The sequence below is a fragment of the Verrucosispora sp. NA02020 genome, assembly GCF_013364215.1.
GTDB lineage: Bacteria > Actinomycetota > Actinomycetes > Mycobacteriales > Micromonosporaceae > Micromonospora.
Genome location: NZ_CP054923.1, coordinates 6,338,324 through 6,352,718 on the forward strand (window position 1 = coordinate 6,338,324; position 14,395 = coordinate 6,352,718).

The 14,395-nt window shown below is 72.1% G+C and carries 9 protein-coding genes, 1 pseudogene and 1 riboswitch; of the genes and pseudogenes, 1 reads left to right on the plus strand and 9 read right to left on the minus strand.

The features are described from left to right. Positions 1-11 precede the first annotated feature (11 nt). The 6 genes and pseudogenes from thiD to HUT12_RS28260 all read right to left on the minus strand — a co-directional run bounded on the left by thiD (position 12) and on the right by HUT12_RS28260 (position 4,652). The gene (gene thiD, locus HUT12_RS28235) at positions 12-803 is read right to left on the minus strand and encodes a bifunctional hydroxymethylpyrimidine kinase/phosphomethylpyrimidine kinase (protein WP_131055161.1); all 792 of its coding nucleotides are present in this window, start codon (positions 801-803) and stop codon (positions 12-14) included. 283 nt (positions 804-1,086) lie between these two features. Beyond that, positions 1,087-1,659 (minus strand): annotated as a pseudogene (locus HUT12_RS28240) (thiamine phosphate synthase); the annotation flags it as partial. Positions 1,660-1,739: 80 nt separating this feature from the next. Then, positions 1,740-2,513 (minus strand): thiazole synthase, encoded by a 774-nt coding sequence (locus tag HUT12_RS28245; protein WP_176096013.1) that lies wholly within the window; start codon positions 2,511-2,513, stop codon positions 1,740-1,742. A 50-nt stretch (positions 2,514-2,563) separates the two neighbouring features. After that, positions 2,564-2,764 (minus strand): sulfur carrier protein ThiS, encoded by a 201-nt coding sequence (gene thiS, locus HUT12_RS28250; protein ID WP_131055157.1) that lies wholly within the window; start codon positions 2,762-2,764, stop codon positions 2,564-2,566. Between the two features lie 14 nt (positions 2,765-2,778). After that, positions 2,779-4,032 (minus strand): glycine oxidase ThiO, encoded by a 1,254-nt coding sequence (gene thiO / locus HUT12_RS28255; protein ID WP_176095236.1) that lies wholly within the window; start codon positions 4,030-4,032, stop codon positions 2,779-2,781. After that, positions 4,026-4,652, minus strand: a complete 627-nt coding sequence (locus HUT12_RS28260; protein WP_176095237.1) for a thiamine phosphate synthase — start codon at positions 4,650-4,652, stop codon at positions 4,026-4,028. Before HUT12_RS28260 ends, thiO begins: the two co-directional genes overlap by 7 nt. Further along, positions 4,647-4,755, minus strand: a riboswitch (TPP riboswitch). Its footprint overlaps the gene before it by 6 nt. A gap of 393 nt (positions 4,756-5,148) precedes the next feature. Here HUT12_RS28260 and HUT12_RS28265 point away from each other — a divergent pair. Next, entirely contained in the window at positions 5,149-10,917 is a 5,769-nt protein-coding gene (locus HUT12_RS28265) for a ThuA domain-containing protein (RefSeq protein ID WP_254876978.1), read from the plus strand. Positions 10,918-11,013: 96 nt separating this feature from the next. Here HUT12_RS28265 and HUT12_RS28270 read toward each other — a convergent pair whose 3' ends face one another. From HUT12_RS28270 to HUT12_RS28280, 3 genes are read right to left on the minus strand one after another with little or no spacing between them, the layout of a single operon-like run. Continuing rightward, complete coding sequence (locus tag HUT12_RS28270) at positions 11,014-11,964, minus strand: aldo/keto reductase (RefSeq protein WP_131053095.1); 951 nt, start codon at positions 11,962-11,964, stop codon at positions 11,014-11,016. A 19-nt stretch (positions 11,965-11,983) separates the two neighbouring features. Continuing rightward, the gene (locus HUT12_RS28275) at positions 11,984-13,672 is read right to left on the minus strand and encodes an ABC-F family ATP-binding cassette domain-containing protein (RefSeq protein WP_176095238.1); all 1,689 of its coding nucleotides are present in this window, start codon (positions 13,670-13,672) and stop codon (positions 11,984-11,986) included. Between the two features lie 57 nt (positions 13,673-13,729). Then, positions 13,730-14,335 carry a class I SAM-dependent methyltransferase gene (locus HUT12_RS28280; protein WP_131053092.1) on the minus strand — a complete coding sequence of 202 codons (606 nt, stop codon included), beginning with the start codon at positions 14,333-14,335 and terminating at the stop codon, positions 13,730-13,732. Positions 14,336-14,395 lie beyond the last annotated feature (60 nt).

Below are 14,395 nucleotides of genomic sequence, written 5' to 3' on the forward strand. Positions count from 1 at the left end.
GCCTCCCTCGCCTAAGCGGACCAGCCGAAGTGGTCCATCGGGCCGCGTCCCGCGCCCAACTCCCAGTCCCGCGCACCGGCCAGCGCGCGGGTGACGTACTCCTTGGCGGCGGCGACCGCCGCCGGCACCGGGTCGCCCAGTGCCAGCCGCACGGCGGTCGCCGCCGAGAACGAACAACCGGTGCCGTGCGTGTGCCGGGTCGGCACCCGTGGGGCCCGCAGCACCGTCGTGCCGTCCGGACCGTGCAGCACGTCCACCGCCTCATCGCCGGTGTCCACGTCACCGCCGGTCACGATCACCCACTCGGCTCCGCCCGCCGCCAGCGCCCGCGCCGCCGCCGTCATCTCCGCCACGCCGGTCACCGGCGCCCCGGTGAGGGCGGCGGCCTCCGCGCTGTTCGGCGTCGCCACCCGGGCGTACGGCAACAGCCGCTCCACCGCCTCCACCACGCCGAGACGATGTCCACTGGTGGCGACCAGCACCGGGTCGACCACGAGTTGCGGCAACCGACCGGCCGCCGCCGCCTCGGCGATCGCCTGCGCCACCGCCGGCGTACCGAGCATCCCGGTCTTGACCGCGCGCACCTCGAAGTCGGACAACACGCTGTCCAACTGGTCGCTGACCATCTGCGGCGGCAACGGCAGGACCGCGTCCACCCCCCGGGTGTTCTGCGCGGTCACTGCGGTGAGCACACTCGTGCCGTACGCACCGAGCGCGGCGAAGACCTTGAGGTCGGCCTGGATGCCGGCACCGGCACCGGAGTCCGAGCCGGCGACGGTGAGCACGGTGGTCGGGGTTGTCACGTGTCTCCTCTTGGCTTGGTTCTTGCTTGTTCTGGGTTGCGGTTCAGGGCTGCGGCCGACCGTGCCCACTCCGGGCGGTCAGGCTTGATCCCTGCGTGGGCACGGTCGGCCGCAGCCCCGTGGTGGGCGTCGCCCGTCGGGACGGATAGGTGGCGGCTTCGGGTGTCCTGCCTTGGGAGAGGCTGGCGGGGTGGGGCTTCGTGGGCGCCCGTCGAAGACCTGGTGGGGGCTGCTTCTGGAGAAGCTCGTGGTGGGCGGTGGTGAGGGTGGTGGCGACCTGGTGGGGGTCTCGGGCGCGCATGATGGCGCCTTGCACGGCCACACCGGTGGTGCCGGCCTCCACGCAGGCCCGGACCTGTGCGGGAGTCTCGATGCCGCCCAGAGCGAGAACGGGCACGGGGCTGCGACCCACCAGGGCGGCCAGGCCGTCGGGGCCCAGCGGTGGGCCGTAACCGGGCTTGCTGCGGGTGGGAAAGACCGGTGACAGGGTCACGTAGTCCTCGGTGGTGAGTCGGTCCAGCTCCGCCTCGTCGTGGCAGGAGCGGCCGACCAGGTCGGCGACGGGTGGCGGGTACGGGCCGGCGGCCGGCAGGTGGAGCGCGACGAATGCCCCGCCGAAGGTGCTGGGAATCCGCGGGGCGGGCTCGGTCTCGGGCAGGAGCGGGTCGGGGCCGGCGACGATCAGGGTGCCGCCCGCCTCGGCCAGGATCGGTCGCAGCTCGGCCGCGAGCACCAGGCGCTCGACACGCGGCAGGTCCTTCTCGCGCAGCACCACGCACCGCACTCCCCCGGCGACCGCCTGCGCCACCACATCGCGCAGGTCCCCCCGCGCCGCCCAGCGATCCGTCAACAGCACCACACCCGAGACCAGCTGGAGCTTGGTACGAAGAGTCTCCTGGAGGGGCGGGTCAACACCAGGATCGGCGACGTGGCGGGTCACAGGTCTGGTCGACCGTCGTCGGGCGTGGAGGCGAGCGCGTGGAAGCGACGCGGAATACGTCCCGCGCCGTACGCGAGGCGGCCCGCCTCGATCGCGTACCGCATCGCGGTGGCCATCGCGACCGGGTCCTCGGCCCGGGTGACGGCGCTGGCCAGCAGGACCGCGTCACAGCCCAGCTCCATGGCCAGGGCCGCGTCCGAGGCAGTGCCGATGCCCGCGTCGAGGATCACCGGGACCGTCACGTCCTGACGGATCAGCCGGATGTGGTGCGGGTTGTTGACGCCCAGCCCGGAGCCGATCGGCGCGCCGGCCGGCATCACCGCAGCGCAACCCACGTCGGCCAGCCGCCGGGCCAGCACCGGATCGTCCGACGTGTACGGCAGCACGGTGAACCCGTCGTCGACCAGTTCCTCGGCGGCGCGCAGCAGCTCCACCCCGTCGGGCAGCAGCGTGCGCTCGTCGCCGATCACCTCCAGTTTGACCCAGTCGGTGTCGAACGCGTCCCGGGCCAGCCGGGCCACCTTCACCGCCTCACCTGCGGTGTAGCAGCCGGCCGTGTTCGGCAGCAGACGTACGCCACAGCGGTCCAGCAGGTCGAGCAGGCCGCCCGAGCCGACCGCGACGGTGTCCACCCGGCGCAGGGCCAGCGTGACCAGCTCGGTGCCGGAGGCACGGATCGCCTGCTCCAGCACGTGCAGGTTGGCGGCCCCGCCGGTGCCCAGGACCAGCCGGGAGCCGAACCGGACCCCGCCCAGCTCGAAGCCCTTCATGCCGGCGTCCACCTCGGGCCCGTCAGTCGACGGTGTGCGGTCCATCCCGCTCACCCGCCCTGGGCGGCGCTGAGCACCTCGACCCGGTCGCCGCCCCGCAGCACCGTCGCCGGCCAGTCGGTACGCGGCACCACCTCGCCGTTGACCGCCACCGCGACGCCGCGCGGTTGCGGGGTCACGTCGCGGACCAGTTCGGCGACCGTGACCTCGTCCGACACATGGCGTCCGACACCGTTCACCGTCAACTCCATCAGGCATCCTCCGTTCACTGCGCAGGTCGGATGGCGTCGCCGGACGCGCCGAGGCCGTCCCCCGGTCCGACGTGGGCAGCGGACGTGCCGAAGCCCTCGCCCGGTCCGGCGTCGGCGACGAACGCGCCGAACCGGTCACCCGGTCCGGCGTCGGCGGCGAAGCGCTCGGGGCGGAACGGGCGGCCGATGGTGTCGACGGTCGCCCCGGTCACCAGGTCGGTGATCAGGTCGGCGGTCACCGGGGTGAGCACGATGCCGTGCCGGTGGTGACCGGTGGCGACCAGCACGTCCGGCCGGCCCGGCAACGGACCCAGGATCGGGGCGTTGTCCGGGGTGCCGGGGCGCAGCCCGGCGATCGCCTCCACCAGGTCGTACTCGGCCAGTTCCGGCAACAGATCGGTCGCGGCACGCAGCAGTCGCAGCACCGCGCCGGCACCGACCGCCAGATCGGAGCGCTCCTCGACGGTCGCCCCGACGACCACCTCACCGTCGTCGCGGGGCACCAGATAGACGTGCTCGCCGTCGGCGTACCCCCGGATGACGTGCCGGAAGCCCGGCGGACCGCCGTCGGGCGCGCGCAGCCGCAGCACCTGGCCCTTCACCGGGCGGACCGGCAACCCGGTGAGGGCGGCCGCGCCGCAGCCGGCGGCGATCACGGTCACCCGGGCGCGGACGTCGGCCGGTGTCCGCACCGGCTCCGGGACCACCGTCGCACCGGCCCGCTCGGCGGCGAGTCGCAGTGCCGGCACCAGGCGGCGCGGGTCGACCTGGTGGTCGGTGGCGGCGAGCGCCCCACCACGGACCCGGACCGCCAGCGCCGGCTCGCGGTCGCGCAGCTGCGAGGGGCGCAGCGGCGTCACCGGCAACCCCAGTCCCTGCTGGTACGCCCAGAGGCGACGCGCCTCGGCGAGGTCGTCGGCGGTGAGCCCGACCATCAGCGTGCCCTCGGTGCGGTAGCCGATGTCGGCGCCGGTCGCCTCGGTCAGCTCGGCGGCGAACGCCGGCCAGCGGGCGGCCGACTCGGTGAGCAGGGCGGTCAGTTCCTGCTCGCCGAAGTACGCCTCGGCCACCGGCGCGAGCATCCCGGCGGCGACGTGCGAGGCACCCGAGCCGGGCGCGGGATCGTGCACCACCACCCGCAACCCGCGCGCCGCACAGCGCCAGGCGATCGCCAGCCCGATCGGCCCCCCACCCACGACAGCTACGTCGGGTGTAAGGAAGGGCCCCCTACTAACGCCTGCGGTAGAGGAAGGGTCCCCTGCTAACACGTCAACGCTCCGATCAGCTCCGCCGCGACGCGAGCCGGATCGGCGGCGGCCGAGAGCACACCGACCACCGCCACCCCGTACGCCCCGGCGGCGCGCAGCGCGGGCACGTCCGCCACCGTCACCCCGCCGATGGCGAACACCGGCACGGTGACCGCCTCGGCCACGGCCCGCAGCCCGGAGACGCCGATCGCCGGCGGCAACCCGTCCTTGGTGGTGGTGGCCCGGCACGGACCGACGCCCAGATAGCTCGCGCCGGCACCGACCGCCTCGGTGGCCGAGGCCGGTTCGCGGGCGGTGGCCCCCAGCACGGCGGCCGGGCCGAGCACCTGCCGCGCCGCCGCGACCGGCAGGTCGTCCGCGCCGACGTGACCACCGGCCGCGCCGGTGGCCAACGCCACGTGCAGCCGGTCGTTGACCAGGCAGTCGACCGCGTACGGCGCGCAGAGGGCGAGGACCCGTCGGGTCAGGTCGTACGCCTCGCGGTCGGTCGCGGAGTCCTCGACCCGGACCTGCACCAGGAGTTCGGTACGGGCCACCGGCAGTACGGCCCGGAGCACGGCGAGCGGATCCCGCCCGGGCCGGGTGTCGGTGATCAGATGCAGTCGTCCCAGGGACGGCACGGCAACTCTCCTCCCTGCGCCGGCATTACCCGGATCAGGTTCGACGGTCGGGGGCTCACAGCCCCCCTCTCAGCCCGGTCGACCGGGCTCCCGTGGGTCACTTGCGTGGCCACCGTACGACAGATCCGCTGACCTGCCAAGGTGCGTCCCGCCAGGGGGGCCTGCTCCGCCGCCGGCGTTAGGAGGGGTCCCTTCCTCTACCGCAGGCGTTAGCAGGGGACCCCGCCTTGCACAGGGGGAATGCGTGCTTCACACATAAAAACGGTAATTACAGCCCACCGATACCGAAACGTTACCCATCGAAACCTTGCCATGGATCGATTCAGCGGAATTAATTTGTTCAGCGATTCGACATAATGCCGCAACGGAAGCCCTGGCACGGCACTCCGGCTGCGGCTCCATCAGGGACGGTCTTCGGCGAGCCGGCCCCCGCGACCCCTGTCCGGCAAGGATCAAGGAGACCGGAGTGTTCCGACCACGCCGTATGCGCGTGCCCATGACCGCCACCCTTCTCACCCTCGGACTGGCCGCGACCACGCTCGCCGGCGCACCCGCCGCCCAGGCCGCCCCCGTTCCGGTAGCCCAGGCGCCGGCCCCGCAGGCCGAGGCCGACCCGTTCTCGGTGCTGGTCTTCTCCAAGACCGCCGGCTTCCGGCACGGTTCGATCCCGAGCGGCATCGCCGCCATCCAGCAGCTCGGCGCGGAACACGGGTTCACCGTGGACGCCACCGAGGACAGCACCGCCTTCACCGACCAGAACCTCGCCGGATACCAGGCGGTGATCTGGCTCTCCACCACCGGTGACGTGCTCAACGCCGACCAGCAGGCGGCGTTCGAGCGCTACATCCGGGCCGGTGGCGGGTACGCCGGCGTCCACGCCGCCTCCGACACCGAGTACGACTGGGAGTGGTACGGCGGCCTGGTCGGGGCGTACTTCAACAGCCACCCGGCCAACCAGCAGGCCACGGTCAAGGTGGAGGACCCGGCGCACCCGTCCACCGCGGACCTGCCGGACCGTTGGTCCCGGTTCGACGAGTGGTACAACTACCGCACCAACCCGCGCGGCAAGGTGCACGTGCTGGCCACGCTGGACGAGACCAGCTACTCCCCCGGCTCCGGCGCGATGGGTCACGACCACCCGATCGCCTGGTGCCAGGACTACGACGGCGGCCGGGCCTGGTACACCGGTGGCGGCCACACCAACGAGTCGTACGCCGAGCCGCAGTTCCTCGGTCATCTGCTCGGCGGCATCCGGACCGCGGCCGGGGTGCAGGACGCCGACTGCGGCGCCTCGCTGACCGCCAGCTTCGAGAAGGTGACGCTGGACAGCAACACCAGCAACCCGATGGAGCTGGACGTGGCCGCGGACGGCCGGGTCTTCTACATCGAGCGCGACGGCCGGGTGCAGATCGTCAAGCCGGACACCGGCAACACGGTCACCGCCATCGACCTCGACGTCTTCACCGGCAACGAGGACGGGTTGATCGGCATCCGCCTCGACCCGGACTTCGCCACCAACAACTGGGTGTACCTCTACTACGCCCCGAACGACGGGGTGGCGCGCAACGTGCTGTCCCGGTTCACGGTGAGCGGTGACGCGATCGACGCGGCCTCCGAGAAGGTCGTCCTCCAGGTCGACACCCAGCGCAACACCTGCTGCCACGCGGGCGGCACCATGACGTTCGACTCGGCCGGCAACCTCTACCTGGCGACCGGTGACAACACCAACCCGTTCCAGTCGGACGCGTACACGCCGATCGACGAGCGGCCGGGCCGCGCCGACTACGACGCGCAGCGCACCTCCGGCAACACCAACGACCTGCGCGGCAAGGTCCTGCGGATCCACCCGGAGGACGACGGGACGTACACCATCCCGGAGGGCAACCTGTTCCCGCCGGGCACCGAGAAGACCCGGCCGGAGATCTACGGCATGGGCTTCCGCAACCCGTTCCGGATCGGCATCGACCTGGCCACCGACACCCTCTACGTCGCCGACTACGGTCCGGACGCCGCCTCGGCGAACCCGAACCGTGGCCCGGCGGGCCTGGTCGAGTGGAACATCGTGGCCGAGGCCGGCAACTACGGCTGGCCGTACTGCCACGGTGGGAACCAGGCGTACAACGACTACCAGTTCCCGTCCGGCCCGAGCGGAGCGAAGTTCGACTGCGCCGCCGTGGTGAACAACTCGCCCAACAACACCGGCCTGACCAACCTGCCACCGGCCATCGCGGCCACCGTCGACTACGGCTACAGCGGTGACCCCCGGTTCCCGGAGATCGGTGGCGGTGGCGCGCCGATGGGCGGCCCGGTCTACCGGTACGACGCCGACCTCGACTCGGACCGCAAGTGGCCGGCGTACTACGACGGCAAGGCGCTGCTCGGCGAGTGGAACCAGTCCAAGATGTACACGATGCAGGTCAGCGCCGACGGGCGGGAACTGGTCGACATCAACCAGTTGCTCACCGGGATGACCTTCATCCGTCCGATGGACTTCGAGTTCGGCCCCGACGGCGCGATGTACCTGATCGAGTGGGGCAGCGGCTTCGGCGGCAACAACGACAACTCCGGCGTCTACCGGATCGACTACATCGCCGGTGACCGGGCCCCGATCGCGGTGGCCTCCGCCGAGCCGACCTCCGGTCCGGCGCCGCTGACGGTCGAGTTCTCCAGCGCCGGGTCACGTGACCCGGACGGCGGCGTGCTGACGTACTCCTGGGCGTTCGGCGACGGCGGCACCTCCACCGAGGCGAACCCCACCCACACGTACGCCGAGGCCGGCAACTACACCGCCCAGCTCACCGTGACCAACCCCAACGGCCGTACGGCGGTGGCGAACGTCCCGGTGACCGTGGGCAACACCGCACCGACGGTGGAGATCGAGTTCCCGCCCAACGGTGGCTTCTTCAACTGGGGCGACCAGGTCAAGTACTCGATCAAGGTGACCGACCCGGAGGACGGCGAGATCGACTGCGCCGACGTCCAGCTCCAGGTGCTGCTCGGGCACGACGAGCACGCGCACCCGCTGGAGCAGCACACCGGGTGCAGCGGCACGGTGCAGACCCAGCTCGCCGCCGGTCACGGCGCCGAGGCGGACGTCTTCACCGTGCTGGAGGCGACCTACACCGACAAGGGCGGCTCCGGCGGCGCCAGCCCGCTGACCGGGCGGATCATCGAGATCCTCCAGCCGAAGCGCAAGCAGGCCGAGTACTTCAGCGACACCGGACGCACGGCCGACGGCACCGGCGGCGGTGAGCCCGGCGTGCAGCGCGAGGCCACCGGCGATACCGCAGGCGGTGGCGAGAACATCGGCTTCATCGAGGACGGCGACTGGTGGTCGGTGGACCCGGCCGACCTGACCGAGATCTCCGAGATCCGGTTCCGCGCCTCCTCCGGCGTGGAGGGCGGTGTGATCGAGGTCCGGGCCGGCGCGGTCGACGGACCGGTGGTCGCCACGGCCACCGTCCCGGGCACCGGTGACTGGCAGACGTACACCGACGTCACCGCCCCGGTCACCGGGCCGGCGAGTGGATCTCTGTTCTTCGTGGCCCGGCACCCGAGCGGCGGCTCCGGCTCGCTGTTCAACGTCAACTGGGCGGACTTCGTCGGCAAGGGCGTCACCGACAACGCCCCGCCGACGGTCACCGCCACCGCCACGCCGGGCACCGGCACCGCGCCGGTCACCGTCGCGTTCGGTGGCACCGCCGTCGACCCGGAGGGCGACACCCCGCTGACGTACGAGTGGGACTTCGGTGACGGTGGCACCGCCGACACGCTCCAGGCCGAGCACACGTACGAGCGGCCCGGCAACTTCACCGCGACCCTGACGGTGACCGACAGCCGGGGCGCCTTCTCGTACGCCACCGTGCCGGTCCGGGTCGACGCGCCGAACACCTCCTGCGTCGGCACGCGTTCGGACGACTTCGGCGGCACCACCCTGGACCGCGAGCGTTGGACCAGTGTGGTGCGGGAGAACCAGCTCCTGTCCGTCTCCGACGGCACACTGCGCCTGCCCACCTCGGCCGGCGACCTGTACGGCAGCCGCAACGACGCCACCAACCTGGTGCTCCAACCGGCACCGTCGGGCGCCTGGCAGGCCACCACCAAGGTGACCCTGCCGGTGACGGCCGACTACCAGCAGGCCGGCCTGCTGGTCTACGGCGACGACGACAACTACGCCAAGGTGGACCTGCTCTACAACGGCAGCCGGCGGGTGGAGTTCATCCGGGAGACCGCGGGTACGCCTCGCAACGAGGGTGCCGACAGCACCGCGGCACCGGCCGGTGACACCGTCCACCTGCGGATCAGCAGCGACGGCACCAGCCTGACGGCGTCGCTCTCGTCCGACGGTCTGACCTTCACCCCGGTCGGTCGGGCGGCAGCGCTGGAGGGCATCGAGAACCCCCGGATCGGCCTGTTCGCCCTCAACGGCGGCACGACCGCGCCGGTGGTGGACGCCGCGTTCGACTGGTTCCAGGTGACGCCGGACGAGCCGGCCGGACCGGTCGACCCGTCCGACGAGTTCGGCGGGACCGCGCTGGACAAGTGCCGGTGGAACGCGATCCTCCGGGAGGACGCCACCGCCTACCTGGTGGCCGACGGGGCGTTGAGCATCGACGTACCCAACGGTGACATCTACGGCACCGACAACACCGGGCCGACGAACTTCATCCTGCAGAACGCGCCGGACGGCGACTGGACGCTGGAGACGAAGGTCGACGGCAGCCTGCTGGACGAGCAGTACCAGCAGGGCGGGTTGATCGTGTACGGCGACGACGACAACTACGTCAAGTTCGACTTCGTCGTCGACAACCAGGCCGGCTCGCCGGTGTCGCGACGGATCGAGTTGCGCAGCGAGATCGACGGGGTGATCCAGAACCCGCAGCCCGGCCCGGAGGGCCTGACCGAGTCGGTGTGGCACCTGCGGCTGGCCCGCACCGGTGACACCTTCACCGGGTCGTACTCGGCGGACGGCACCACCTGGACGACGCTGACCGAGCTGACCAACGCGGCGGTCGGGGCGACCCCGAAGGTGGGCCTGTTCGCCCTCGGGGGCAACCAGACCGCCTCGAAGCAGGTGTCGTTCGACTACTTCCGGCTGAGCACCGGCACGGTGGACGACACCGCGCCGGTGACCACCGCCGAGGTGGCCGGTACGCCGGTGGAGGGCTGGTACACCGGCCCGACGACGGTGACGCTGACCGCCACCGACGAGGGCGGCAGCGGGGTGGCCCGCACCGAGTACCAGCTCGACGACGCCGACACCTGGACCGCCTACACCGCGCCGGTGGCGGTCTCCGGGGACGGTGAGCACGAGCTGCGGTTCCGCTCGGTCGACGAGGCCGGCAACGTGGAGGAGACCCGGACGGTCGACGTCCGGATCGACACCACCGCGCCGGTCAGCACCGCGGCGTTCGCCCCGGCGAACGACGCGGGCTGGCACGACGGCACGATCCCGGTGGTGCTCTCCTCGACCGACGCCGGTTCCGGGGTCGGGTCGCTGGAGTGGTCGTTGGACGGCGGCGACTGGACGCCGTACACCGAGCCGGTCGAGATCAGCGGCGACGGGACCCACGAGCTGCTCTACCGGGCCACCGACAACGCGGGCAACGCCGAGACGCTCAAGTCGGCGGTGGTTCGCATCGACGGCACCAAGCCGACGCTGTTGGTCTCCGGCATCGCCGACGGCCAGCTCTACGGCGACAGCCAGGACGTACGGGTGTCCTGGCAGGCGGTCGACCCCACCTCGGGGATCGCCACCGTGGTCGGCCGGCTCGACGACCGCCCGTACGTCAGTGGCACCCTCCAGGCGATGTACGAGCTGCCGCTGGGGCTGCACGAGCTGACGGTGACCGCGACCGACAAGGCGGGTAACGCCACCACCACGACGGTCCGATTCTTCGTCACCACCTCGTTCCGGGACATGCAGAACCTGCTGGACCGGTTCAAGGCGACGGGTCGGCTCACCGCTCGGGCACACACCCAACTGTCGAACCGGCTCTCCAACGCCCGCACGGCGGAGGCCGCCGGTAACGACCAGCGGGCGATCAACCAGCTCACCGCGTTCCGGGGGCTGGCCGGCGACGCCACCCTGGTCGGTGAGGCGGAGATCCGGGACGTGCTGGTCCGGGACACCGACGCCATGATCGTCCGGCTCGGCGGCACGGCCAGCAAGGCGGGCGTACGCGCCAACGACGGTGATTCCGTCGCCGGCACGGGACGACTGGGTGGCGATCCCACCCGGCTCGCTCCCGGCCGCCGGTTGTAGGAGCGACCGCCAGTCCTGCTGACGGTCGTTCTCCGCAGGTGATCGGGGCCCCGTCCGGCAACCAGCCGGGCGGGGCCCCTTCGCGTGCGCTGCCCCCTACCGGTCGAGCACCGCGCGCAGCGCCGTGAGGTCCGCCTCACCCGGCTGCCAGTTGCCCGCCTCGGCGTTGGCGCGTACCTGGTCGGGCGTGGTGGCTCCGGCGATGACGGAGGTCACCGCCGGCTGGGCGGCCAGCCCGCCGATCGCCACGTGCAGCATCGACACGCCCCGCTCGGCGGCGTACGCCTCGATGCCCTCGATGGTGTCCCAGTCGGCGGCGGCGAGCCGCTGGGCGTACCGGCCGCCACCGGCGAGGCGGCTACCGGCCGGCGGGGCCTCACCACGCTTGTACTTGCCGGTGAGCAGCCCGTTGGCCAGCGGGAAGAACGGCAGCATGCCGAGGCCGAACCGCTCGCAGGCGGGCAGCACCTCGATCTCGGCGTCCCGGTTGAGCAGGCTGTAGTGGTTCTGGGCGCTGACGAAGCGGGCGGTCCCCCGGGTCTTCGCCGTCCAGTCGGCGTCCGCGATCTGCCAGCCCGCGAAGTTCGAGTTGCCCAGGTAGCGCACCTTGCCGGCACGGACGAGATCGTCCAGGGCGGTGAGCGTCTCCTCGATCGGGGTGCCCGGGTCGGGCTCGTGGAACTGATACAGGTCGATGTAGTCGGTGTCCAGGCGGCGCAGCGACGCCTCCACCGCCCGGATGACGTACCGCCGCGAGCCGCGCACGCTGAAGTCCCGCCCGTTGCCACCCCCCATCGACATGCCGAACTTGGTCCCGATCACCACGTCGTCGCGACGGCCCTTGAGGGCCGCGCCGAGCTGAGCCTCCGACGCGCCGTGCGGCTCGCCGTAGATGTCGGCGGTGTCGAAGAAGTTGATCCCGACGTCGAGGGCGGCGTCGACCACCGCGCGGGTGCCGTCCAGGTCGAGTTTGCGGCCGAAGTTGTTGCAGCCGATCCCCACGACGGACACCACGAGCCCGGAGTCGCCCAACCGGCGATAGGTCATCTCAGTCACGAGATCAACCCTATGTCGATCGTCCGACCTCCCACACCGGCTCCGGCGTCTCCACCACCTCACCGTCACCACGGAAGAGCAGGAAGCGGTCGAAGGTCCGGGTGAACCAGCGGTCGTGGGTGACCGCCAGCACCGTGCCGGAGAACGCGGCCAGCCCGGCCTCCAACGCCTCGGCCGAGGCCAGGTCGAGGTTGTCCGTCGGCTCGTCGAGCAGCAGCAGGGTCGCCCCGGACAACTCCAGCAGCAGCACCAGGAAACGGGCCTGCTGGCCGCCGGAGAGCGTGCCGAAGCGCTGGTCGCCCTGCCCGGCGAGCTCGTACCGGCTGAGCGCGGCCATGGCCGCGTGCCGGTCCATGCCGGCGCGGTGCTCGTCGCCCCGCCACAGGATCTCGGCCAGCGTCTTCGCCATCAGCTCCGGCCGGTCGTGGGTCTGCGAGAAGTGCCCGGGACGCACCCGCGCGCCGAGCCGGGCCGTCCCGTCGTGCGCCACCGGCGCGAGCGCCGCCGCACCGTCGACTGGGCCGTTGGCCGGGTCCGGGTCGGTGCCCCCTCGGGCGAGCAGCCGAAGGAAGTGGGACTTGCCGGTGCCGTTGGCGCCCAGCACCGCCACCCGGTCGCCATACCAGACCTCCAGGTCGAACGGGTAGGTCAGGCCGTCGATCTCGAGCTGTTCGCAGACGAGCGCCCGCTTGCCGGTCCGGCCACCGGCCAGCCGCATCCGGATGTCCTGGTCCTTCGGCGGTACGGGCGGCGGCCCGGCCTCCTCGAACTTGCGCAACCGGGTCTGCGCCGACTGGTACCGGGAGGCCATGTCCGAGTTGTACGCCGCCTTCTGCTTGTACATCAGCATCTGCTCGCGCAGCTTGTGGTGCTCCTCGTCCCACCGTTTGCGCAGTTCGTCGAGGCGGGCGTGGCGGGCCACCCGGGCCTCGTGCCAACTGGCGAAACCGCCCGGGTGCACCCAGGCGCTGCCGCCCTCCACCGCGACCACCCGGTCGGCGGTGTGCGCCAACAGTTCGCGGTCGTGCGAGACGTAGAGCACCGACTTGGTGGACTCCCGCAGCCGCGCCTCCAGCCAGCGCTTGCCGGGCACGTCGAGGAAGTTGTCCGGCTCGTCGAGCAGCAGCACCTCCTCCGGGCCTCGCAGCAGCAGTTCGAGCGCGAAACGCTTCTGCTGTCCACCGGAGAGGGTGCGGACCGGACGCTGCCGGGCGGTCTCCCAGGGCAGGTCGAGCACGATGGTGGCGACGGTGTCGAAGAGCACCTCGGCGTCGTACCCACCGGTCTCGCCCCAGGCGGCCAGCGCGTCCGCGTACGCGAGCTGGGCCTTGCCGGCGGCGGTGCTGTACTTGCCGCGCAGCTCGGCCGCGCGCATGGCGGCCTCGGTCTCGGTCAGCCGGTGTCCCGCGTCGCGCAGGGGCGGCGGGGCCAGGGACAGGGCCAGGTCGGCAAGCGTCGAGTCGTCGCCGATCATGCCGATGAACTGGCGCATCACTCCCAGTCCACCGGCCCGCGCGATGGTGCCGGTGTGGACCGGCAGGTCACCGGCGACCATCCGCAGCAGAGTGGTCTTGCCGGCGCCGTTCGGCCCGACCAGCGCCACCTTGGCACCCTCACCGACCCGGAACGACACGTCGGTGAAGAGTTCACGACCGTCCGGTAGTACGTGTCCGGCCGCTGCCACGTCGACGTATCCCACGCCGGCATCCTGCCGGAGCCGGGCCGGGCGGCCAACCGATTAGTCGTGTCCCGGCGGTCAGCGGGTGACGCGAAGCACCCGGAAGCCCTTCTGACTGGCGTGCCGCTCGACCCGCCAGCCCTGCTCGACCAGCCAGCGTTGCAGCGAGTCGCCGCCGAGGTGGCGGGCCACCACGAGCCAGGCCACCCCGTCCGGGGCCAGTCGCGGCAACCAACGGCCGAGCAACTGGTGCAGATCCTCCTTGCCGATCCGGATCGGCGGGTTGGACCAGATCTCCGCGAAGTGGAGGTCTGCCGGCACCTCCTCGGGGGTGGCCACCCGCAGCCGATCCGCGACACCGAGCCGTTGCGCGTTCCCGGCGGTCAGCTCCCGGGCCCGCTCGTTGACGTCCACCGCCCAGACGGTCGCCTGCGGTGCGACGCTGGCCAGGACGCAGGCGATCGGCCCGAACCCGGAGCCGAGGTCCAGCAGCGGTCCGACGGCCGCCGGGGTCGGCAGTTGGGCCTTGCGCAGCAGCACGGCGGTGCCGGGGTCCAGCCGGGTGGCGGAGAACACCCCGCCCGCCGACGCCAGGGCGTAGTCGCGGCCGGCGACGCTGAACTGCACCTCGCGCGCCTGGCCGGGCGTGCTCGGTTCGGCGGTGAAGTAGTGGTCCCCGGTCACGCCGGCCATTCTCGCACCGAGCCGGAACGGGCCGGACCGACGGGAGTGGGCAGTGCCTCC

Bases quoted from the DNA above. Each gene is read 5' to 3' on its own strand.
- HUT12_RS28245 (WP_176096013.1), bottom strand. From the start codon at position 2,513: ATGAAGGGCTTCGAGCTGGGCGGGGTCCGGTTCGGCTCCCGGCTGGTC.
- thiS (WP_131055157.1), bottom strand. From the start codon at position 2,764: ATGGAGTTGACGGTGAACGGTGTCGGACGCCATGTGTCGGACGAGGTC.
- HUT12_RS28265 (WP_254876978.1), top strand. From the start codon at position 5,149: ATGACCGCCACCCTTCTCACCCTCGGACTGGCCGCGACCACGCTCGCC.
- HUT12_RS28270 (WP_131053095.1), bottom strand. From the start codon at position 11,964: ATGACCTATCGCCGGTTGGGCGACTCCGGGCTCGTGGTGTCCGTCGTG.